Origin of the sequence: Actinomycetospora succinea, assembly GCF_004363095.1 — a bacterium.
GTDB lineage: Bacteria > Actinomycetota > Actinomycetes > Mycobacteriales > Pseudonocardiaceae > Actinomycetospora > Actinomycetospora succinea.
The window spans coordinates 105,783-127,524 of sequence record NZ_SNYO01000002.1; the positions used below are offsets into that span (position 1 = coordinate 105,783).

Consider the following 21,742-nt stretch of genomic DNA (forward strand, 5'->3'; position numbering starts at 1 on the left):
GGTGCCCCTTCAGCTCCGGGCCAGGTCCGGACGGGATCATGCCCGCGTGGGACAGGCGGCGACGCTCGAGGGACTCAGCGAGACACAGGCGCGGGAGGCGGCGCGGCGGGGGCAGGCCAACACCCCGGTCTCCGGTTCCGGCCGCACCACCGGGCGCATCCTGCGCACGACGGTCTTCTCGTTCTACAACAACACGCTCTTCGCCATCGGGATCGCGCTGCTCGCCCTCGGCCGCTACAGCGACGCCCTGGTCAGCGTGGGTCTCGGGATCATCAACGCGGCGCTCGCCGCGGTCCAGGAGCTGCGCGCGAAGCGTCAGCTCGACCGGCTCCAGCTGCTCGCCCGCGAGCCCGTCACGGTGGTGCGCGACGGCGAGGACCGGACGGTCCCGCCCGGCGAGGTCGTCGTCGGCGACCTGGTGCGGCTGCGGACCGGGGACCAGATCGTCGTCGACGGCCCGCTCGTCGACGGCCGGGTCGAGGCCGACGAGTCGCTGCTGACCGGCGAGTCCGACCCGATCGCCAAGGCCGTCGGGGACCCGCTGCTCTCGGGCAGCGCGTGCGCGGGCGGCGAGGGCCTGCAGCGCGCCGAGGCCGTCGGCACCGAGAGCCACGCGGGGCGCCTGACGCTCGCCGCGCGCGCCGACACGACCGTGCTCACGCCGCTGCAGTGGCGCATCGAGCTGGTGGTGCGCCTGCTCATCCTGCTCGTGGTGCTGATGAGCGGGGCGATCCTCGCCCAGGCCGCCCTCGACGGGTCGACGGTGCTGCGCTTCGTCCAGACCTCGGCGGTGCTCTCGGGACTCGTGCCCTACGGGCTCTTCTTCCTCATCGCCGTCGCCTACACGGTCGGCGCCGCGCGGATCGCCGGCCGTGGGGCCCTCGTGCAGCGGACCAACGCCGTCGAGGCCGTCAGCCGCGTGGACGTCGTGTGCACCGACAAGACGGGCACGCTGACCAGCGGGCGGCTGACGCTGGCCGAGGTGGTGCCCGCAGGCTGGGAGACGGAGCTTGCCGGAGCTCGACCCGATGACACAGCCGAGGCCGGCGCGCGGGAGCTGCTGGGCACCTTCGCCCGCTCGGTCGCCGCGACCAACGCGACCACCGCCGCCCTCGTCGACCTCCCCGGCGAGCGTGTGGACGCCGTGGACGAGGTGGAGTTCCGGTCCTCGCTGCGCTGGAGCGGGGTCACGCTCGCCGACGGCACGTCGCTGGTGCTCGGCGCGCCCTCGACGCTGCGGCCGTCGCTGACCGACCCGGCGATCGCCGCCGAGGACGCCGTGCGCCGCCGCACCGACCAGGGCCTGCGGGTGCTCGTCCTCGCCCGCGCCACCGGCGGCCTCCGCGACGCCGACGGCACTCCGCGGCTGCCGCGCCTGCACGGTGTCGCCCTGCTCGCGCTCGCCGACGAGCTGCGCGACGGCGTCACCGGCGTCCTCGCCGACCTGGGCGCCGAGGGCGTCGCGGTGAAGGTGATCTCGGGCGACGACCCGGACACCGTCGCCGCCCTCGCCCGCCGGGCCGGGCTCGACGCCCCGGGGATCGCCGGCCCGCGGCTGGCGCGGCTCGAGGGTGCGGCCTTCGACGACGCCGTCGACACCCACGGCGTCTTCGGCCGGATCGCCCCGGAGCAGAAGGAGCAGATCGTCGCCTCGCTGCGCCGCCGCGGGCACCAGGTCGCGATGGTCGGCGACGGCGTCAACGACGCCCGGGCGCTCAAGACCGCGCAGGTCGGGGTGGCGATGCGCTCGGGCAGCTCGGTGACCCGCGACGTCGCCGACATCGTGCTGCTCGACGACTCGTTCACCACCCTGGCGCCCGCGCGCACCGAGGGCCGCCGGATCATCGCGGGCGTCGGCGCGTCGATGTACCTGTTCCTCTCGCGGGTCGCGACGCAGATGCTCGTCATCCTCACCGTGACGCTGCTCGGGCTCGGCTTCCCGTACACGCCGACGCAGGTCGGGCTGACCCTGTTCACCGTCGGGCTCCCGACGTTCTTCCTCACGATGTGGGCGCGCCCGACGGCCCCCGCCGAGGACCTGCTGGTCTCGCTCGCGCGGTTCGTGATCCCGGTCGGGGTGCTCACCGCGGGCTTCGCCACCGCGATCTACGCCTACCTCTACCGCCAGATCACCGACGGCTTCACCGGCACGCCGTTCCCCGACGCGATCCGCCTGTTCGAGCAGTACACGGGCCTGACCTACGGGGTCGACGCCGACTTCGTCGAGGCCTCGGCGACCCTCGGCGCGCAGTCGGCGATGTCGGTGTTCGTGTCGACGACGGCGATCGTGCTGATCCTGCTGCTCGAGCCCCCGCACCGGCTGTTCACCGCGTGGACGCCGGTGAGCAGCGACCGCAGGCCGACCTGGCTCGCGCTGGGCCTGTTCGCGGCGTTCGCGGTCGTGCTGATCGTGCCCGCGACGCGCGAGTACTTCGGGCTGACCGCGCCGGACCCGCCCGTGATCATCTACCCGGCGATCGCGCTGGTGCTGTGGTTCGTCACCCTCTCCCTCGTGCTCCGGTACCGGGTGCTCGAGCGCGTCCTCGGCCTGTACCGGCCTACGGTCGGGGCATGACCCCGACCGCGGACGACGTCGACGCCTGGTTCACCGAGCACCTGCACCTCGAGGACGACACGCTGCGCGCCGCCCGCGAGCGGGCCGGCGGGGCGGGGCTGCCCGACATCGCGGTCGCGCCGGCGCAGGGCGCCTTCCTGGCCACGCTGGCGCGGCTCGCGGGGGCGCGCCGGGTGCTCGAGGTCGGCACCCTCGGCGGCTACTCGACGATCTGGCTCGCCCGCGCGGTCGGCGCGCAGGGCCTCGTCACGACCCTCGAGATCGACCCGCACCACGCCGAGGTCGCCCGCACCTGCGTCGACGAGGCCGGGGTGGGCGACCGCGTCGAGATCCTCCTCGGGCCCGCCATCGAGACCCTCCCGACCGTCGCCGGGCCCCTCGACCTCGTGTTCATCGACGCCGACAAGGAGAACAACGCCGGCTACGTCCGCGCGGCGCTGCCCCTGTGCCGGCCGGGCGCGCTCGTCGTCGTCGACAACGTCGTGCGCGGCGGGCGGGTGGCCGACCCCGCCGACGACTCCCCGACGGTGCGCGGCGTGCACGAGGTCGTCGAGCTCGTCGCCGGCGACCCCCGCCTCGAGGGCGCGACCGCCCTGCAGATCGTCGACCGCAAGGGCTGGGACGGCGTCCTGCTCGCCACCGTGACCGGGTGATGAGCAGCGGATGGCGCCCGAGTGAAAGAGCTTTCGTCCGAACTGGTGCTGTTTCGGTTCAGAGTTCGCTCGCGTGGCGAGCCGTGCGTGATCTGGCCCACTATCGCGGGTGCCGTGTTCAGTCCGCGAGCCACGGTCGACCCTCCGTGAACGCGGCGCCCACCCCGACGTGCGGGCGCGCGACCACGGGTCCCGGTGGCGGACGAGGAGGACCCCGCCCATGTGGCACCTGCACTGGCGCGCCGAGGTGGCGCGCACCGAGACGCTCCGGCCCGACCTGGGCCGGACGGACACCCGCCGGACCGAGAAGGGCCGCACCAAGTCCGGCTCCTTCCAGCGCGTCTGGCACGACACCCCGGCGGCGCACCTGGCCGCCGAGATCCCCGAGTCGGTCCGCGTCCGGGGGCGATGAGATGGCTCCCGAGACGACCGTCGAGTCCCCCGGCGGCGCCTCGCTGCGCGCCGCCGCCGCCCTCGCCCCGCGCGCCGTACCGGACGGCGGCGTGACCCTCTCGCCGGCGGCCGTCGCCGCGCTCGCGGAGCTGTTCCGCGCGGTGGGACGGGGACGCGACGCGGACGACGTCGCCGACCGCGCGGACCGCGCCGCGCGCCGGATGCTCGCCGCCCTGGACACGACGCCGGCCACGCCGGCGCCGCGCACCCCGGGCGACCAGGCCCCGCAGGTCCTGGCCGCCCGGTAGCTCAGACCGGCGCGATCTCGACCCGGGTGTCGGAGAACGTCGGCGCGTTGCCGAGGTCGGCGAAGACGAACGGGTTCACGGCGTTGACCGTGCTCTGGTCCTTGGCGTTCTTCGCCCACGCCCCCATGGGCGCGACCGCGACGCCCGGGGCCACCTCGTCGCTGACGCGCGCCAGCGCGACGAAGCGCCCGCGGTCGTTGAACACCGACACGTAGGTGCCGTCGACGATGTCGCGGGCCTCGGCGTCGGCGGGGTGCAGGGTGACCATCTGCTCGCCCTGCACCCGCTTCTGCATGGCCTGGTCGCCCGCGCTCGAGTTGAGGTAGGCGTGCGACTTCGGCGAGAGCAGGTTCAGCGGGTGGCTGTCGCCGGTCTCGCGCGGGGCGATGTAGTGCGGCAGCGGGTCGACGACCCCGCCGGGCTGGAACTCCTCGTAGAGCTGCCGGAACAGCGGCACGACGAAGTTGCCCGCCGCCTCCAGGGCGGCCGACCGGAACTCGGTCTTCCCCGACGGCGTCGGGAACCCGCCCTCGGCGTGGGGGCGGTACTCGTCGGGGCTCGGGAGGTTCAGCCGCGCCCACCCGGTCTCGCGCAGCGACTCCAGCGTGATGCCCTCCATCGCCGGCGCGGACCAGTCGTAGGCCTGCTCGAGCAGCTCCTCGTCGGTGAGGAGGAAGTAGTCGTCGTCGAAGCCCATCGCCGCGGCGAGGCGGCGGAACAGCTCGGTGTTCGGTATCGCGTCGCCCAGCGGCTCGATGGCCGGGGTGTTGAGCGTGACGTAGAAGTGGCCCCAGCTGAACATGATGTCGTGCTGCTCGAGCTGGGTCGTCGCGGGCAGGACGATGTCGGCGTAGCGCGCCGTGTCGGTGAGGACGTGGTCGCTGACGACGGTGAACAGGTCCTCGCGGGCCAGCCCGCGCGCGGTCTTCTCCTGCTCGGGGCAGACCACCATGGGGTTCGAGTTGTAGACCATCAGCGCCGTGATCGGCGGGTCCAGCTCGAGCTCACCGGTGAGCGCCCGCCCGAGCAGGTACTGGTTGACGACGCGCGTGCCCGGCGTCGCCATCTCGGGGTGGATGAACGCCGGCCAGTTGACGGGGTGGGCCCACAGCGGGAGCTGCAGCAGACCGCCGCCGACGTGGCGCCAGGCCCCGACCAGCGCGGGGAGGCAGGCGATGGAGCGGACCGTCTGCCCGCCGCCCGCGTGGCGCTCGATCGCGACGCCGATGCGGATGAGCGACGGGTCCGAGGTGGCGTACTCGCGGGCCAGCGTGCGGATGTCCTCGGCCGGGATGCCGGTCTCCTGCGCCGCCCACTCCGGCGTGTACTGCGCGGCGCGCTCGACCATCTCCTCGTAGCCCGCGGTGTGCTCGCGGACGTAGTCCTCGTCGGTGAGGCCCTCGGAGATGATCACGTTCATCATCGCGAGCGCGAGGGCGCCGTCGGTGCCCGGGCGGATCGGGATGTACCAGTCGGCGCGCCGCGCGGTCTTGTGCCGCACGGGGTCGATGACGACGACCTTCGCGCCCCGCTTCTGCGCCTCGGCGACGATCGGCCACAGGTGCAGGTTGGTCGAGACCATGTTGCAGGCCCAGATGATGATGTAGCGGGAGTGCACGATGCTCTCGGGGTCGACGCCCGCGGTCGCGCCGATCGTGGCGGCGTAGGCGGTGCAGGAGCCCGAGTCGCAGTAGGTCCGCTCGGTGATCGTCGCGCCGAGGCGGTGGAAGAACGCGTCGCCGACCGAGAGTCCGTTGAGGATGCCCTGGGTGCCGAGGTAGCTGACCGGCATGACGGTCTCGGCGCCGTGCTCGGCGATCTTCGCCCGGAACGTCGAGGCGATCGTCTCCAGCGCCTCGTCCCAGGTGATCTCCTCGAAGCGCCCGCTGCCCTTGGGGCCGGTGCGGCGCAGGGGGTGCAGGACGCGGTCGGGGTTGTAGACCTTGTCCTGGTAGTTGTTGACCTTGACGCAGAGCCCGCCGCGGGTGATCGGGTGCTCGGGGTCGCCGCGCACCCCCGTGGCCACGCCGTTCTCGACGGTCACCGTCATCGCGCAGGTGTCGGGGCAGTCGTGCGGACACGCCGCGCGCACCGTCGTCGTGGTGGGCGTGAGGGGCAGGTCGTCGAGCGCGGTCACGGCGTCTCCCGGGGTGGTGGTCTCGGGCCAGGGCTCCGGAGCGGTGGGCCGGCGGTCGCCCCGAGGGGCGGGGCGACCGCCGGTGACAGCATGGGCACCGAGCGATGTCGGGTGCTTGTCGCTCCGCGACGAGTTGCGTGCCGTTGACCGACGGGGCGGGGTTCCCTAGCGTCGGATGACCGCCGTCACCGTCGTCGAGCCCCTCACCCCTCCCCTCCCTCCCGGGAGCCGCCCGTGGCGACCACCGCCGCCCGCCCCGTGGGGCCGTTCCCCCGCCCCCGCCCGAGGGTGGCGCGCGCGCCGGAGACCCCGGAGGTCCGCGGCCACGCCGAGCACCTCACCGGCTGGCGCGACCTGCTGCGCGAGCACTTCGTGGCGCTCGACGTGCACGCCGAGGGCGACGCGCCCTTCGACGGCGCGGTCCGCAGCAGCCTCGTCGGGCACCTGGCGGTGGCGACCGTCGACTCGACGGGCCAGGAGTGCGTGCGCACGCCGGGGCTGGCGCGCCACGACCCCGACGACTACCTGCAGGTCGGCCTCATGGCCAAGGGCGAGGCCGTGGTGCGCCAGGACGGGCGGGAGGCGCTGCTCGGCCCCGGCGCCTACACGATCTACGAGACGGGGCGGCCGTTCGCGTGGCGGTTCCGGGGCGACTGGCGGATGTTGGTGTTCACCTGGCCCCGCGACCTCGTCGGCATCGACCAGGACACCTCCCGGGGCGCCACCGCCCGCGCGCTCGGCGGCGACCGCCTCGGCGCGATCGTCGGGCGGACGCTCGCCGACGTCGTGGCCGCGCCGCCCGAGCTCTCCCCCGCCGGCGGCGCGCGCCTGGCCACCGAGCTCGCCGAGCTCCTCGGCACCGTCGCCGGCGAGGCCCTGCACGGCGACCGCCTCGCCGGCCCCCGCGGGGTCGCCGAGCTGCGCGCCCGCGTGGAGGCCTACGTCGCCGAGCACCTCGAGGACCCCGACCTCGGCCCCGAGACGATCGCGCGGGCGCAGTTCGTCTCGACCCGCCAGCTGCACCGGGCGTTCGCCGAGGTGTCGACGACGGTGGGCCGGCTGGTGCGCAGGCGCCGCCTCGAGCACGGGCAGCGGGAGCTCACCGATCCGCGGCTCGCCGACCTGTCGGTCACCGACATCGCGCTGCGCTGCGGCTTCGGCGACCTCGCCGCGTTCAGCCGGGCGTTCAAGGAGACGTTCCACGAGCCGCCGAGCACGTTCCGTCTCCGCCACCGTCCGTAGTCGCCGGCTCGCGGAAAGAATTCCCTGCTCCGGCGGGAACATCCCCGCCCGCTCGCACCGTCACAGTGCCGAACGCCCACCACGAGGGCACCGAGCACTGACAGAGAGCGAGCACCGATCATGAGCGCCGACACCACCGCCGGAGACCGCCACTTCGCCGCCGACGGCAACATCTACGAGGCCGACGGCACCGTGGTCGGCACCTACCAGCTCGACGAGCACGGCCACCTCGAGTCCACCTCCACCGACGAGGACGGCGACGGCCGCGTCGACACCGTCGTCGCCGACACCGACCACAACGGCACCTTCGAGACCGGCGTCGTGGACACCAACGCCGACGGCTACGGCGAGACGATCCTGGTCGACACCGACAACGACGGCGACTTCGACAGCGCCGCCATCGACACCGACGCCGACGGCACCTACGAGACCGTCCGCACCGACCCCGACGGCTTCGCCTGATCCCCTACGTGCGTGATCTTCTGAGCTATGGCTCAGAAGATCACGCACGTGTGTCCGGACCCGGATCGGTCGCGGGGGTGACCGGCCGGTAGGTTCGTCCGGCCAAGCACGGTGGTTGAGACGCTCACGCCACCGGAGGAGCTGCCCCGGTCGCCTCGTCGCGCCTCGGGGTCGATTCCCCGGGAGTGAGTGCATGTCCGCGAGCCCGCGCCCCTCGGCCCCCGCCGACCGTGGTCTCAACGCCGTCGCGGGCGTCCTCGGCCGGCTCGCGGAGGCCCCGCCGAGCGCCACGCCCGACGCCGCCGACGAGCTCGTGTGGACCGCCGTCGAGCAGGCCCTGCCCGGCCTCCCGGGCGTCGCCGGGCCCGGCGTGACGCTCCTGCGCGCCGGCGTGCCGCGGTCGGTGCGCCGCGACGCCGCGCGCTTCACCGCCCTCGAGGACGTCCAGTACGCCGCCGGCGTCGGCCCCGTGCCCCTCGCGCTGCGCGAGCGCCGCCCGGTCCAGGTGGACGACGCCGCGGGCCGCGCCTGGCCGCCGTACGCCACGTGCGCGGCCGAGCTCGGCGTGCGCTCCTGCCTCGTCCTGCCGCTCTCGGCCGGCGACGAGGTGCTCGGCACCCTCAACCTCTACGCCACCGACCCCGACGCCGACCTGGGCGTCGTGCGCCCGGTCGCGCGGCTCGCCGCCGACCTCGCCTCCACGGCGCTCGCCGCCCTCGCCCGCCAGACCGCGATGGCCAAGCTGACCGAGGAGCTGCGCACCGCGCTGGAGTCGCGCGCGGTCATCGAGCAGGCGAAGGGCCTGCTCATGGCACGCGGCAAGAGCAACGACGAGGCGTTCGCGCTGCTGCGCCGCCTCTCGCAGAACCACAACATCAAGCTGCGCGAGGTCGCCGCGCTCGTCGTCGACCTCGGCGGACACTAGGGCGCCGAGAAGGCGAACCCCGGGTAGCCGGACGCGGCGAGCTGGTCGCAGTGCGCCCGGTAGTTCCCGACGCCGCCGATGTAGGCCATGAACACCCGCGGCTTGCCGGGCACGTTCGAGCCCATGTACCAGGAGTTCGCGCGCGGGTAGAGCGTGTAGTCGCCGACCTCGCGGACGTGGTCGGTCCAGCCCCGCTCGGCGTCCTCGGTGGACTCGACGACGGTGTCGCCGCGGGCGTGGGCGTGCGCGACGGCGTCGGCGACGAAGTCCACGTGCTGCTCGATCGACACCATCATGTTCGACAGCACCGACGGGCTCCCCGGCCCCGTGATCGTGTACAGGTTCGGGAACCCGGCGACCTGAAGCCCGAGGTGGGTGACCGGCCCGTCCGCCCACTTGTCGGCCAGCGGCAGGCCCGCCCGGCCCCGGATGTCGATGGCGCCGAGGCTGCCCGTCATCGCGTCGAAGCCGGTGGCGAAGACGATGTCGTCCACCGCGTACTCGGCGTCCGACGTGCGGATCCCGGTCTCGGTGATCTCGGCCAGCGGCGTCTTCTTGAGGTCGACGAGGTGCACCGTCTCGCGGTTGAACGTCGCGTAGTACCCGCTGTCGAGGCACGGCCGCTTGGTGCCGAACGGGTGGTCGCGCGGGCTGAGCGTCTCGGCGACCTCCGGGTCGTCGACGATCTCCCGGATCTTCTCGCGCACGAACTCCGCGGCCGTCTCGTTGGCGTCGGCGTCGACGATGCTGTCGGTGTAGGAGGCCAGGAGCCCCACGAGGTTGCGGCCCCACACCGACTCGTACTTCGCGTGGCGCTCCGCGGGGTCGACCTCGAGCGCCGACTGCGTCGCCTCCTCCACGGGGACGCCGAAGCCGGACGTGCGGGCGGCCTCCCGGTGCTCGCGGTAGCCCCGCTTGCGCTCCGCCTGCGCCTCGTCGGAGAGCGGGGCGTTGTTGGCCGGCATGCTGAAGTTGGCGGTCCGCTGGAACACCGTGAGGTCCGCGGCCTCCTCCGCGATCAGCGGGATCGCCTGGATCCCCGACGACCCGGTACCGATCACCGCGACCCGCCGGCCGGTGAAGTCCACCTTCTCGTGGGGCCAGTGCGCGGTGTGGAACGTGCGGCCGGCGAAGCGCTCGACGCCCGGGATCTCGGGGAGCTTGGAGGTCGACAGGCACCCGGTGGCCATCACCAGCTGCTCGGTGTCGTACCGGTCGCCCGACTCCGTGGTGACCGTCCACCGCCCGTCGGCGTCGCGGAAGTGCGCCGACGCCACGCGCGTGCCCAGGCGGACCCCGTCGTGCAGGCCGAAGCGGTCGGCGACGTGGTGGATGTAGCGCAGGATCTCCGGCTGCGTCGGGTACTTCTCGGTCCAGTCCCACTCCTGCTCGAGCTCGGTGGAGAACGAGTACGAGTACTCCATGCTCTCCACGTCGCAGCGGGCGCCGGGGTAGCGGTTCCAGAACCACGTGCCCCCGATGTCCTCGCCGGCCTCGAGGACGACGGTGTCCAGGCCGAGGCCGCGGAACCGGTGGAGCATGTAGAGCCCGAACAGGCCGGCGCCGACGACGAGGGCGTCGACGCGGCGGGCGGGAGTGGCGGTGGCAGGGGCGGTCACGGGCACCTCCGGTGGCGGACTCAGTGCGACGACGTGAGGTGCTTCGCGATCTCCTCGACGACGAAGTCCATCCCCACGGCGGCGCCGGGCAGGGTGAGCAGAGTGAAGAAGCCGTGCATCTGCCCGGGGACGAGCAGGGTCTCGACGGCGTTGCCGGCCTCGGCCAGCCGGCGCGCGTAGGCCTCGCCCTCGTCGCGCAGCGGGTCGTGCTCGGCGAGCAGGACGGCCGCCGGGGGCAGCCCGCCGAGGTCGTCGGCGCGCAGGGGCGAGGCGTCGGGCTCGCTGCGCGCCGCGGGGTCCGGGACGTAGTGGCCCCAGAACCAGATCATGGCGGCGCGGCTGACGATGAGCTGGTTGGCGGGGTCGGTGTACGACGGCCGGTCGACGTTCGCGTCCGTGACGGGATAGACCAGCACCTGCGCGGCGAGGGCCGGCCCGCCCGCGTCACGGGCGCGCCGGGCGACGATCGCGGTGAGGTTGCCACCCGCCGAGTCGCCGGCGGCGATGATCGGCACCCTGGCACCCGCGAGCGTCTCGACGTGCTCGTCGACCCAGCGCAGCGCGGTCCACGCGTCGTCGACCGCCGCCGGGTACCGGTGCTCGGGCGCGAGCCGGTAGTCGACGAGCACCACCACGCACCCGGTGCGCACGGCGAGGGTCCGGCCGAGCGTCTCGAACTCGTCGAGCGCCCCGATCACCCAGCCGCCGCCGTGGAAGTAGACGACGACGCCACGCGCCGTGCCCTCGGGAACGATCACCCGCATCGGCACCGGGGCGTCCGCGGGCTCCACGACGAGCTCGACGTCCGGGCCCGGCCCGTACATCTCGGCCAGTGCCGGGCCGAGCTTGCGGGCCTCGTCCGGGGTCATGTCGCTGATCGGCGGAAGGCCGCTCTCGCCGAGCTGGGTCAGCAGTGCCGTGCTCGCGTCGTCGAGAGCCATGAGCCTCCGCTCGTCGCTACCAAACGATCGGTAGTCTAGATCGGCGTGGTCCTGATCACAACGTTGCGCAAGCTCACTTCCCCGTCGCGCCGGCGTCCACGGGCAGCGTCACGCCGGTGACGTAGCGGGACTCGTCGGACGCGAGCCAGAGCACGGCGTTGCTGACGTCCGCGGCGTCGACCCACGGCACCGGCAGCGCGTTGATCGACCGGAACACCGGCTCGGCCTGCTCGACGGTCGGGTGCTCCTCGCCGGGCACCATGAGCTTGTAGGTCGCCTCGTTGCGGATCATCGCGGTGTCGACGCCGGTGGGGTGCACCGAGTTCACGCGGATGCGGTGGCGGGCCAGCTCGTTCGCCAGCACGCGCATGACCCCGACGACGCCGTGCTTCGCCGCGGCGTAGGCGACGGTGTTCGGCACGCCCTTGAGCCCGGCGGTCGAGCTGGTGAGGATCACCGAGCCGCCCTCGCCCCGGTCGATCATGGGCGGGACGGCGGCGCGGACGGTGCGGAAGACGCCGGTCAGATTGATCGCGATGGTCTCGTCCCACAGCGCGTCGTCGGTCGCCACGGCGGGCGCGGTCGGGAAGATGCCCGCGTTGGCGCAGACGATGTCGAGGCGCCCCAGGGTGCCGACGGCGTCGTCGACGACCTTCGCGAGCCCGCCGGTGTCCCGCACGTCGACGACGTGGGCGACCGCGCGCCGCCCCGCCGCGCGGACCTTCTCGGCGACGCGGTCGAGGTCGTCCTCGCGCGGCATGTCGATCGGTGCGCTGGGGATCGGGGCGCACGCGTCGACGAGCACGACGTCGGCGCCCTCCTCGGCGAGCCGCAGCGCGTGCGAGCGTCCCTGGCCGCGCGCGGCCCCGGTGATCAGGGCGACCTTGCCCTCGACCCGTCCCATGCCGGACCTCCCTGTGCTCAGAACTCCGCGGTGCCGGTCACCGCGTCCCGGCCGTCGGCGTGGCGCAGCGCGAACCGGCCGTCGTCGCGCGCGACCGGGGTGACGACGTCGCCGGCCACGACCGTCGCGCGGAAGCGGGCGTCGAACGCCGTGAGCGTCGCGCCCGGGGCCCGCGCGGTGAGGTGGGTCAGCGCGTAGGCGAGGTTCGCGGGGCCCTGGTTGACGCACGCGCGGCCGAGGCCCGCGGCGGCCGCGGCGTCCGGGTCGAGGTGGATCGGGTTGGGGTCGCGCAGCAGGAGCGCCATCAGCTTCATCTCGTCGGCGCGGACGGTGATCGACGGTCCGAGGTGCTCGGTGCTCTCGGGGACGTTCTCGCGCGTCCCGGACGCCGCCGGCGCGTCGGTGATCCCCGGTCGCGGCAGCAGGAACCCGTAGGTCGCGGTGAGCACCGGGGCGCCGTCGCGCAGCAGGTCGAGCACCATCTCGACCTCGTCGACGACCCCCAGCACGCGTCCCCGCCGGCGCCGGACGCCGGTGATGCCGCCCCGCACCTCGTGCTCGACGTCGAGCACCAGCGGGCCGGCGAACCGCGCGCCGAACCGCCCCAGCAGCGGCCCCTCGTCGAGCGCGCAGCCGAAGCTCTCGAACAGCTCCCCGAGCGAGCACCCCATCCCCCGCTGCGGCGCGAGGAACGCCCAGATCGGGTGCGGGTGCGCCGCGCGCGGGGCCCGCACCGCGTCGTGCATCAGCAGGCTCTCGTAGCCCTCGACGCGGCACGTGCCGCCGGGCAGCCGCCGGCCGGCGAGCTCCTCGGGGGCCGGGACCGTCGTCACGCGCCCACCCGCGGCGCCTCGGTGATCCCCGCGGCCGCGAGCTCCTCGGCGATCCGGCCTCGCAGCTCGACCTTGCGGATCTTGGTGCCCGACATCGGCCACGCCTCGACGAAGCGCACGTAGCGCGGCACGCGGAAGCTCGCGATCCGCCCGACGCAGTGGGCGATCAGCTCCTCGGCGGTCGCGGTCGCGCCGGGCGCGAGCTGGACGAACGCGGCGGGCACCTCGACGTAGCGGGCGTCCGGCGCGGCGACGACCGCGACGACGCCCACCGCGGGGTGGGTGAGCAGGTGGTTCTCGATCTCGGCGGCCGACACGTTCTCGCCGCCGACCTTGAGCATGTCCTTGAGGCGCGTGCGGAACGTGACGCGGCCGTCGGCGTCGACCGTGACGACGTCGCCGGTGTGCACCCAGCCTTGGGCGTCGATCGTCGCGGCGGTGGCCTCGGGGTCGCGGAAGTAGCCGTCGAACGCGGTCGGCCCCCGGAACAGCAGCTCGCCCGGGGTGTCGGGCGGGAGGTCGCGCCCGGTCTCCGGGTCGACCACGCGCACGCGCATGCCCGGCATCGGGTGGCCACCGGTGGTCAGGCGGGCGTCGAGCGGGTCGTCGAGGCGACCGAGGGCGAGGAACGCCGACGACTCGGTCATCGCGACGCACGAGACGTGGGCCGCCTGCGGGACGCGGTCGGCCATCGTCCGCAGCCGCTCGGGCACCCCAACCGCCATGACGAGCCGGATCCGCTGCAGGTCCCGGTCGGGGAAGTCGGGGCGGTCCAGCACCGGCATCCAGATCGTCTCGAACGCCGCGAGCGCGACCGTGATCCGCTCGGACTCCAGCAGGGCCGGCGTCGTCGTCGGGTCGAAGAAGCCGGGGTGGACGAACGCGGCGCGGGCGGTCAGGGCCGACAGCGCGAACGTGATGCCGCCGCCGTGGAAGAGCGGGATCGCGGTCCAGATGCGGTCGGCGGGCGTGAGCGCCATCCGCTCGGCGATCCCGGCCGCGAGCCGCACGAGCGCCTCGTGGGAGAGCAGCGCGCCCTTCGGCGCCGCGGTCGTGCCGGACGTGTAGACGAGCACGGCGGCGTCGCGGACGCGGGTGCCGGCCTGGGCGTCGGCCACCGGCGCCGTGTCGTGGTCGCCGAGCTCCGCCAGGGTGGCCACCGCCCGCAGCTCCGGCGTCGGGCCCGCGGCGACGGCCCGGCGCGCGAGGTCGTCAAGGTCCGGCGCGCCGGGGGTGCTCGGGGGCGCGGTGACGACGAGCGCGGCGCCGGAGTGCACGACGACGTGGCGCACCTCGTCGGGGCGGTAGCGGGCGTTGACGGGCACGGCCACCGCCCCGACCCGCGTCACGGCGAGCAGGAGCGCGACCAGGTCGGCGGAGGCGGGCAGGAGCAGCGCCACCCGGTCGCCCGCGGTCACCCCGAGCGCGAGCAGCGCGGCGGCGTGGCGCACCGACCGGTCGGCGAGCGCGCCGACGGTCAGCCGCTCGCCGTCGGCGAAGACCAGGGCCTCGGCGTCCGGGTCGAGCGCGGCGGACTCGTCGACGAGCTCGTGCAGGGTCGTGACGCGGGGTCTCATCGCGTCGTCCCGGCCGGCACGCCGTCGTGGGTCACCGGCAACGACGTCTGCGCGCGCGAGGCGATCGTCGGCAGGTACTCGGGGTCGCCCTCGACGCGCAGCCCCGGCAGCCGGCGCAGCAGCGTGCCGACGGCGATGCGGGTCTCGATGCGCGCGAGCTGGGCGCCGATGCAGGCGTGGATGCCGCGCCCGAACGCGATGTGGGTGGCGCGCTCGCGGGCGAGGTCGACCGTGTCCGGGTCGGCGAAGCGCTCGGGGTCGCGGTTGGCGCCGCAGAGCAGCAGGTAGACGCGCTCGCCCTGGCGGATCGTGTGCCCCCGCAGCTCGTGGTCCTCGACGACCCAGCGCACCAGCACCTTGATCGGCCCCACGAGCCGCAGCGCCTCCTCGACGGCCGGGTTGACCAGCGCCGGGTCGTCGCGCACGCGGTCGCGCAGCGCGGGGTCGGCGGTGAGCAGGCGGACGGCGTTGGCGATGGCGTTGGTCGTCGTCTCGTGGCCGGCGAACAGCAGCAGCGCGCACATGCCGACGAGCTCGTCGTCGGAGAGCCCGTCCTGCTCGGTGCCGTCACTGATCATCGCCGAGAGCATGTCGCCGCCCGGGTCGTGACGGCGGTGCGCGACCAGCTCGCGGAAGTAGCCCGCCATCTCCTCGAGCCCGCGCAGGGCCCGCTCGTGGCGGTCGGGGCGCGCGTCGCCACCGGCGCCGAACGCCACGAGGGCGAGCTCGTCGGACCACTCGCGGAAGCGGTCGCGGTCCCGCGGCGGCGCGCCGAGCATCTCGGCGATGACGATGGCGGGCAGCGGGTAGGCGACGCCGGCGACGAGGTCGGTGCCGTCGTCCGCCAGGAACGCGTCCACCAGCTCGTCGACGAGGGCCTGGATCCGGTCCTCCATGGCGGCGATCTGCTGCTGCTTGAACGCCGCCCCGGCCAGGCGCCGCAGGCGGGTGTGCGCGGGCGGGTCGGTGACGACCATCCACTCGCTGATGAGCCCGAGGACCCGGTGCGTCGCGTCCGCGGGCTGCGTGCGGCGCTGCATGACGGGTCGCACCCGGTCCGACGACAGTGCCGGGTTGCGGAACGCGGCGACGACGTCGTCGAAGCGCGTGACCAGCCACGCGCGGTGCGCCGGGCTCCAGTGCACGGGGTCGTGCGCGCGCAGCACCGCGGCGGCGGCGTCGGGGTCGCGGACGGCCTCGGGGGTGAGGAGGTCGTCGGGGAGCTCGAGGGTCATGGCGCACCTCCGACGGGGGCGAGCTCGAGTCCGGGCCGCAGCACGTCGGTGACCAGCTCGAGGTGGCGGTCGACGACGTCCGCGGGCAGCCCGCCGAGGTCGGCGAAGCAGAAGACGTCGGTGACGGGGAGCCGCGCGGCCAGCGGCGCCAGCTGCTCGCGGATCGCGGCCACGGCGTCGTCGGCGGTGAGGACGCGCAGTCTCGGGAAGGTGGTGTCGCCCTTCGTGGCTGCGGCGTCGTCGTTGCCGGAGTACGACGCGCGGTTGCGGCGCGCGGCCGCACGGACCTCCTCCTTCGCGGCGTCCGGGTCGTCGGCGAGCAGGACGTTGACGAGCCCGCCGAGGCGGCCCTCGCGACCACCCAGCCCCTCGAGGTACGGGTCGACCAGGGCCGGGTCGAGCCACAGCAGCCCGGCGCCGACGCGCCCGGCGAGGCGCGCGCCGCGCGGGCCGCGCGCGCCGACCCACGTCGGCAGCGGGTCCTGCACCGGCGCGGGGGTGACGGTGCCGTCGGCCCAGAGCCCGGGCAGCCGGCGCAGCTGGTCCTCGAGCGTCGTGTAGCGGGCGCGGTGGTCGGCGCCGACCCGCGCGAACTCGGCGGCGCTCCAGCCCGCGCCGACGCCGAGCTCGAGCCGTCCGCCGGAGATCAGGTCGACGACCGCGGCCTGCTCGGCGAGCGTCTCCGCCGGGAGCATCGGCCCGATCACCACGGCCGTGCCGACACGCAGGGTCCGGGTCCGCGCGGCGATCGCCGCGGTCGCGGTCAACGGGGCGGGCAGGTAGCCGTCGGCGAACCCGTGGTGCTCGGTGACCCACGCGGCCTCGAGCCCGCGGCGCTCGGCGTCGGCGACGCGGTCGAGCGTGCGCGCGTAGACGTCGGCGCCGCGCGTGCCGGGCGGGATGCGCAGGTCGAGGTACAGCCCGACGCGCGTCATCGCAGCGCCTTCGCGAGCCCCAGGCGGTCGCGGACCACCTGGCCGGCGACCACGTGCCCGTCGGCGACGGTGACGAGCGCGGCGGCGTGCAGGGTCGCCGGGGCACCGACCTGCTGGTCACAGCCGTCCAGCCCGCCCCGGAACCGGCCGTGCACGGTCACGTGCACCGCGGCCCGGTCGCCGGCGGTGAACAGGTCGTCGACGACGACGTCGTCGATGTCGATCAACGGGTCGGGGTCCCGCCCGTCGTCCAGCACCACGTCACCGACCGCCGGCGCCCCCTGATCGGCCCACGCGGCGGCGACCTTCTCGACGGCGGCGTCGGGCTCGCGGGCGACGGTGTCCCACGGCGCGAGGGCCGGCGACGGCACCGTGTCCGGAATGCCGTCGGCGAGCTGGCGGCGGCGGGCCAGGTAGTCCTGCTCGACGCGGTTGGCGGTCAGGCGGGTGCCGTTCCACGCGTAGAGCCCGATGCCGCGCCAGGCGGCCGGCGCGCCGTCGTGGCGCACCGAGGCGCCGTGCTCGGAGAACAGCAGGGCGAGGCGCTCACCGTTGCTGACGACGTCGTGGACGGTGAGCCCGAGGCCCGGGAACTGCTCGAGCTGGCGCCGCGTCGCGGGCTTGTAGGCCTCGTCGCGGCCGGCGACCTCGTGCGGGCCCATGCGCAGCACGTAGTCGGGCTCCATGATCTCGTCGCAGACCGCGAGGTCGTGGGAGTTGGTGTAGTCGACGACGTAGCGGCGCATGAGCGCCACGAACGGATCGGGCTGTGTCGATCGTCGAGCTCCCCTATCGGCGTGCTCGTCTGGATGCTCCGTCTCCATGTCAGCGACCCTCGAACCGCGGCGGCCGCTTCTCGGTGAACGCCGCGATCCCCTCGGCGGTGTCGGCGGTCTCCTGCAGCATGGTCACCGCCTCGAGCGAGTAGCCGGTCTCGCCGCGGTCGACGCCGCGGTTGATCATCGTCTTGCCGACGCGCACGGCCAGCGGCGCCGCGCGGGCGATCCGCTGCCCCAGGGCGACGGCCTCGTCGAGCAGCGCGTCGTGGGCCGTCACCTTCTGCACGAGGCCGACGCGCTCGGCGGTCGCGGCGTCGAGCCGCTCGCCCGCGAGCACCATCCACTTCGTCCAGTGCCGGCCCATCACCGCCGGTCCGCGCAGCACGCCGAAGCCCGGGACGAGGCCGATCCCGCTCTCGGGCATGGCGAACGCCGCCCGCTCGGAGGCGATCACCAGGTCGCACGCCAGCGCCAGCTCGCAGCCGCCGCCGAAGGCGTAGCCGTTGACCGCGGCGATCACCGGCAACGGCGACTCCTCGATCGCCGCGAACGTCCGCAGGCAGTCGGCCTGGAACGCCCGCTTGGCCGCGGTGCCGTCCAGCTCGCCGAACCCGGCGATGTCACCGCCCGCGGAGAACGCCTTGTCGCCGGCGCCGGTGAGCACCACGGCGCGCGTCGTCCCCGACGCCTCGAGCCGCGCGAGCGCGTCGCGCATCTGCGGCCAGAACGCCTCGGTGAGCGCGTTGAGCTTCTCGGGCCGGTCGAGGTGGATCACCGCGACCGGGCCGTCGTCTTTCACGGTGATCTCGGTGTACTCCGTCATGGCCGAGCTCCCGTCCGGTGCGGCCGCTCGCCCCACGCGATCTCGATGCTGGTGGCGATCACGTGCCGGGTGGACGCCGGCGCGATGACGTCGTCGAGCGAGAGGTGCGCGGCGGCCTCCCACGGCTCGGACTCGGCGACCCACTCGGCGGTCAGCTCGGCGGCGCGGGCGTCGCGGGCCTCCGGGCCCTCGTCCTCGAGCAGGCGGTCGAGCGCGCGGCGGTGCACGGTGCGGATGCCGGTCTCGGGCGCCATGAACCCCATCTCGGCGGTGGGCCAGGCGTAGAGGAAGTCCGGCCGGGTGGGGCGCCCGCCCATGGCGAAGTGCCCGCCGCCGTAGGCCTTGCGCAGCACGACGCCGACGCGCGGGACCGTGGCCCGGGCGATGCGCGAGACCGTGCGCTCGTAGGCGTGCAGGATGCCGGCGCGCTCGGCCTGGCTGCCGATCATCAGGCCCGGCACGTCGTGCAGGAACACGAGCGGCAGCCCGAAGGTGTCGCAGAGGTCGACGAAGTCGTGCTCCTTGGCCAGCGACTCGGGGTCGAGCGCGCCGGCGCGGACCAGGGGCTGGTTGGCGACGATCCCCACCGGCCGGCCCTCGATCCGGGCGAGCGCGCACAGCAGGCTCGGGCCCCACCCGTCCGCCCATGGCAGCACCGACTCGGCGTCGGCGACGCCGGCGATCACCTCGCGCATGTCGTAGCCCGCGCGGGCGCCGGTGGGCACGACGTCGGCGAGGTCGGTGCGGGCGGGCGCCACGGAGTCGCTCACCGGGGCGGGCAGCGCGGCGTTGGACGGCAGGTACGACAGGAACGCGCCGAGCGCGGCGAGCGCGTCGCGCTCGGTGTCGACGACGAGGTGCGCGTTGCCGGCGGCCGTCGCGGCCTCGGGGCCGCCGAGCTCGTCGTCGGACACGCGCTCGCCGATCGCGGGCTCGACCACCGACGGCCCCGACAGGGCCACCGACGACCCGCGGGTCATGACGACGTAGTGCGCCGTGGCGGCGTGCAGGGCCGAGTCGCCGTAGCTCGGGCCGAGCACGGCGGCCGCGCGCGGGACCGCGGGCGAGCCGTCGGTGGCGCCGAGGAAGCTCGTGAAGTCCAGGGGCAGGCCGGAGAACCGCCAGCCCATGACGTCGGGCATGCGGCCGCCGTCGGCGTCGCAGAGCAGCACCAGCGGGAACCCGCCGCGCTGGGCGTGCTCGATGAGGCGGCCCTGCTTGCGCATGCTGATCGGCGCGGTGGTCCCGGCGACGGCCGTCGCGTCGATGCCGATCACGCCGACCCGGCGCCCGTCGAGCGTGCCGAACCCGGTGACGACGGCGTCACCGGGCACCGGCTTCTCGCGCCGGATCTCCGGCTCGGCGAGCGCCCCGATCTCGAACCAGGTCCCCGCGTCCACGAGCCGCGCGACCCGCTCGCGCACCGTCATCCGGCCCGACGCGTGGTGCCGCGCGATCGCCTGCTCGCCGCCCATGGCCTCGGCGGCGGCGCGGCGGCGGTCGAGCTCGGCGTGCGCGGCGTCCATGCCCGCGCGTGAGGTGGACACGCCGTTCGCGCGCCCCCCGGCGTGCTCGACCGGCACGATGGCCTCCCGCATGACGTGACGTGGCTCTCGCGGCGACGGTAATCTACCATCCGGCCGTTTGGTAGATGAGTTCTCGGGAGGTCGCCATGCTCGGCTCCGTCCTCGTCGCCAACCGGGGTGAGGTGGCCGTCCGGATCGTGCGCGCCTGCCGCGAACTGGGGCTGCGCTCGATCGTGGTGCACACCGACGTCGACGCCGGGTCGCTGGCGGTGCGCGTCGCCGACGACGCCGTGCCCGTGGCCTCCTACCTGGACGTCGACGCCGTCGTGCGCGCGGCGCTCGACGGCGGGGTCGGGGCGGTGCACCCCGGCTACGGCCTGCTCGCCGAGGACGCCGGGTTCGCGCGGGCGGTGGTCGAGGCCGGGCTGGTGTTCGTGGGCCCGCCGGCCGACGTCGTCGCGGCGATGGGCGACAAGGTGCGCGCGCGGGCGCTGGCGCGCGAGGCCGGGGTGCCGGTGCTTCCCGGGAGCGACGGGCCGGTGGAGGCCGATCTCGCGCGCGCCGCCGCCGCCGAGATCGGCTTCCCGCTCCTGGTCAAGGCCGCGCACGGCGGCGGCGGGCGGGGCATGCGCGTCGTCGCCGGGCCCGCCGACCTCGACGACGCCCTGGCCGCCGCCGGGCGCGAGGCGGCCGCGGCGTTCGGGCGCGGCGAGGTGTTCCTCGAGCGCCACGTCGCCCGCGCGCGCCACGTCGAGGTGCAGGTGCTCGCCGACCACCACGGCGCGGTGGCCGTCCTCGGCGACCGCGACTGCACCGTGCAGCGCCGCCACCAGAAACTGCTCGAGGAGGCCCCGGCGCCGGACCTGCCCGTCCGCGACGAGCTCCACGCGGCGGCACGTCGCCTCGCGGACGGCGTCGGGTACCGGGGGGCGGGCACCGTCGAGTTCCTGCTCGACCGCGACACCGGCGCGCCCGCGTTCCTCGAGATGAACACCCGGCTGCAGGTCGAGCACGGCGTCACCGAGCTGGTCACGGGCGTCGACCTCGTCGTCGCCCAGCTCCGGCTCGCGGCCGGGGAGACGCTGCACGACGTCCTCGGCACCGTCGAGGTGCGCGGCCACGCGATCCAGGCCCGCATCGCCGCCGAGGACCCGGGGGCGGGGTTCGTGCCGTCCCCCGGGCGGATCAGCGACCTCCGGGTCCCGACCGGGCCTTGGGTCCGCGCCGACCTCGGCGTCGAGGCCGGCGACACCGTGCCCCGCGACTACGACTCGCTGCTCGGCAAGGTCCTCGCCTGGGGCCCCGACCGCGCGACGGCGGTGACCCGTCTCGCCGGCGGGCTCGACGACCTCGTGGTCGCCGGCGTGCCCACCACGGCGTCGTACCTGCGCACGGTGCTCGACCGCCCCGAGTACGCGGCCGTGGCCCACGACACCGGCAGCGTGGAGCGGGACTGGGCACCGTCGCCGACGCCCGCCTCGCCCGCGGCCGCGGCCTCCACGACACGCTCGATCCGCCTCGCCACCGACCGCGGCCCGCTGACCCTGCGCGTCCCGCGCCACCGGGGCGACGCCGTCGTCACCGAGGCCGCGGCCCCGTCGGCCGACGCCCCGTCCGCCGCCGCGGCCACCGGCGACCCCGTCGCGCCGATGGACGCCACCGTCGTCGACGTCGCGGTGAAGGCGGGCGACGACGTGGCCGCCGGCGCGGTCCTCGTCGTGCTCGAGGCGATGAAGATGGAGCTGCCCGTGCGCGCGCCGCACGCGGCACGCGTCGACGCCGTGCACGTGGCGCCCGGCGACCGCGTGACGGCGGGGAGCGCGCTGGTGGTGATGGGCGCGCCATGATCAACGCGGACTTAGCGCGCGGAGAAGC

The 21,742-nt window shown here is 74.9% G+C and carries 19 protein-coding genes; 8 read left to right on the forward strand and 11 right to left on the reverse strand.

The annotated features are described in order from the left end of the window. Positions 1 to 46 precede the first annotated feature (46 nt). From EV188_RS06830 to EV188_RS06845, 4 genes are all read left to right on the forward strand, one after another. A complete protein-coding gene (locus EV188_RS06830) occupies positions 47 to 2,575 on the forward strand; it encodes an HAD-IC family P-type ATPase (protein WP_133825524.1) in 2,529 nt (842 codons plus the stop codon). Further along, positions 2,572 to 3,228, forward strand: a complete 657-nt coding sequence (locus EV188_RS06835; RefSeq protein ID WP_133825525.1) for an O-methyltransferase — start codon at positions 2,572 to 2,574, stop codon at positions 3,226 to 3,228. The genes EV188_RS06830 and EV188_RS06835 overlap by 4 nt, the downstream gene beginning before the upstream one ends. 220 nt (positions 3,229 to 3,448) lie before the next feature. Then, a complete protein-coding gene (locus tag EV188_RS06840; RefSeq protein ID WP_133825526.1) occupies positions 3,449 to 3,640 on the forward strand; it encodes a hypothetical protein in 192 nt (63 codons plus the stop codon). Between the two features lies 1 nt (position 3,641). Beyond that, on the forward strand, positions 3,642 to 3,929 hold the full coding sequence (locus tag EV188_RS06845; protein WP_133825527.1) for a hypothetical protein: 288 nt from the start codon (positions 3,642 to 3,644) through the stop codon (positions 3,927 to 3,929). Position 3,930: 1 nt separating this feature from the next. Here the strand turns inward: EV188_RS06845 and EV188_RS06850 are convergent, their stop codons facing one another. Then, positions 3,931 to 6,066, reverse strand: a complete 2,136-nt coding sequence (locus EV188_RS06850; RefSeq protein ID WP_133825528.1) for a molybdopterin-containing oxidoreductase family protein — start codon at positions 6,064 to 6,066, stop codon at positions 3,931 to 3,933. A 234-nt stretch (positions 6,067 to 6,300) separates the two neighbouring features. Between EV188_RS06850 and EV188_RS06855 the strand changes: the two genes are divergently transcribed. The 3 genes from EV188_RS06855 to EV188_RS06865 all read left to right on the forward strand — a co-directional run bounded on the left by EV188_RS06855 (position 6,301) and on the right by EV188_RS06865 (position 8,695). Continuing rightward, positions 6,301 to 7,308 carry an AraC-like ligand-binding domain-containing protein gene (locus EV188_RS06855; RefSeq protein WP_133825529.1) on the forward strand — a complete coding sequence of 336 codons (1,008 nt, stop codon included), beginning with the start codon at positions 6,301 to 6,303 and terminating at the stop codon, positions 7,306 to 7,308. Between the two features lie 120 nt (positions 7,309 to 7,428). Next, complete coding sequence (locus EV188_RS06860; protein WP_133825530.1) at positions 7,429 to 7,770, forward strand: hypothetical protein; 342 nt, start codon at positions 7,429 to 7,431, stop codon at positions 7,768 to 7,770. 193 nt (positions 7,771 to 7,963) lie between these two features. Next, entirely contained in the window at positions 7,964 to 8,695 is a 732-nt protein-coding gene (locus EV188_RS06865) for a GAF and ANTAR domain-containing protein (RefSeq protein WP_133825531.1), read from the forward strand. Here EV188_RS06865 and EV188_RS06870 read toward each other — a convergent pair. From EV188_RS06870 to EV188_RS06915, 10 genes are all read right to left on the reverse strand, one after another. Then, positions 8,692 to 10,314: a flavin-containing monooxygenase gene (locus EV188_RS06870; RefSeq protein ID WP_279536706.1), complete on the reverse strand. Its 1,623-nt coding sequence runs from the start codon at positions 10,312 to 10,314 to the stop codon at positions 8,692 to 8,694. The two genes, EV188_RS06865 and EV188_RS06870, sit on opposite strands and share 4 nt — an antisense overlap. Before the next feature lie 20 nt (positions 10,315 to 10,334). After that, positions 10,335 to 11,255: an alpha/beta hydrolase gene (locus tag EV188_RS06875; protein WP_133825532.1), complete on the reverse strand. Its 921-nt coding sequence runs from the start codon at positions 11,253 to 11,255 to the stop codon at positions 10,335 to 10,337. Positions 11,256 to 11,328: 73 nt separating this feature from the next. Next, on the reverse strand, positions 11,329 to 12,159 hold the full coding sequence (locus EV188_RS06880; protein ID WP_133825533.1) for a mycofactocin-coupled SDR family oxidoreductase: 831 nt from the start codon (positions 12,157 to 12,159) through the stop codon (positions 11,329 to 11,331). A 17-nt stretch (positions 12,160 to 12,176) separates the two neighbouring features. Further along, positions 12,177 to 12,992, reverse strand: a complete 816-nt coding sequence (locus EV188_RS32465) for a MaoC family dehydratase (RefSeq protein ID WP_243741530.1) — start codon at positions 12,990 to 12,992, stop codon at positions 12,177 to 12,179. Next, positions 12,989 to 14,569, reverse strand: a complete 1,581-nt coding sequence (locus EV188_RS06890) for a class I adenylate-forming enzyme family protein (protein WP_133825534.1) — start codon at positions 14,567 to 14,569, stop codon at positions 12,989 to 12,991. The genes EV188_RS32465 and EV188_RS06890 overlap by 4 nt, the downstream gene beginning before the upstream one ends. Beyond that, the gene (locus tag EV188_RS06895; protein ID WP_133825535.1) at positions 14,566 to 15,804 is read right to left on the reverse strand and encodes a cytochrome P450; all 1,239 of its coding nucleotides are present in this window, start codon (positions 15,802 to 15,804) and stop codon (positions 14,566 to 14,568) included. The genes EV188_RS06890 and EV188_RS06895 overlap by 4 nt, the downstream gene beginning before the upstream one ends. Beyond that, positions 15,801 to 16,739 carry an LLM class flavin-dependent oxidoreductase gene (locus EV188_RS06900; protein ID WP_133825536.1) on the reverse strand — a complete coding sequence of 313 codons (939 nt, stop codon included), beginning with the start codon at positions 16,737 to 16,739 and terminating at the stop codon, positions 15,801 to 15,803. Before EV188_RS06900 ends, EV188_RS06895 begins: the two co-directional genes overlap by 4 nt. Next, on the reverse strand, positions 16,736 to 17,485 hold the full coding sequence (locus EV188_RS06905) for an ester cyclase (protein WP_243741606.1): 750 nt from the start codon (positions 17,483 to 17,485) through the stop codon (positions 16,736 to 16,738). The genes EV188_RS06900 and EV188_RS06905 overlap by 4 nt, the downstream gene beginning before the upstream one ends. A 79-nt stretch (positions 17,486 to 17,564) precedes the next feature. Beyond that, positions 17,565 to 18,341 (reverse strand): enoyl-CoA hydratase/isomerase family protein, encoded by a 777-nt coding sequence (locus EV188_RS06910; protein ID WP_133825538.1) that lies wholly within the window; start codon positions 18,339 to 18,341, stop codon positions 17,565 to 17,567. Then, the gene (locus EV188_RS06915) at positions 18,338 to 19,924 is read right to left on the reverse strand and encodes an acyl-CoA carboxylase subunit beta (RefSeq protein WP_166659757.1); all 1,587 of its coding nucleotides are present in this window, start codon (positions 19,922 to 19,924) and stop codon (positions 18,338 to 18,340) included. Before EV188_RS06915 ends, EV188_RS06910 begins: the two co-directional genes overlap by 4 nt. Before the next feature lie 89 nt (positions 19,925 to 20,013). Between EV188_RS06915 and EV188_RS06920 the strand changes: the two genes are divergently transcribed. Beyond that, positions 20,014 to 21,714 carry an acetyl/propionyl/methylcrotonyl-CoA carboxylase subunit alpha gene (locus EV188_RS06920; protein ID WP_133825540.1) on the forward strand — a complete coding sequence of 567 codons (1,701 nt, stop codon included), beginning with the start codon at positions 20,014 to 20,016 and terminating at the stop codon, positions 21,712 to 21,714. The last annotated feature ends 28 nt before the right edge of the window (positions 21,715 to 21,742 follow it).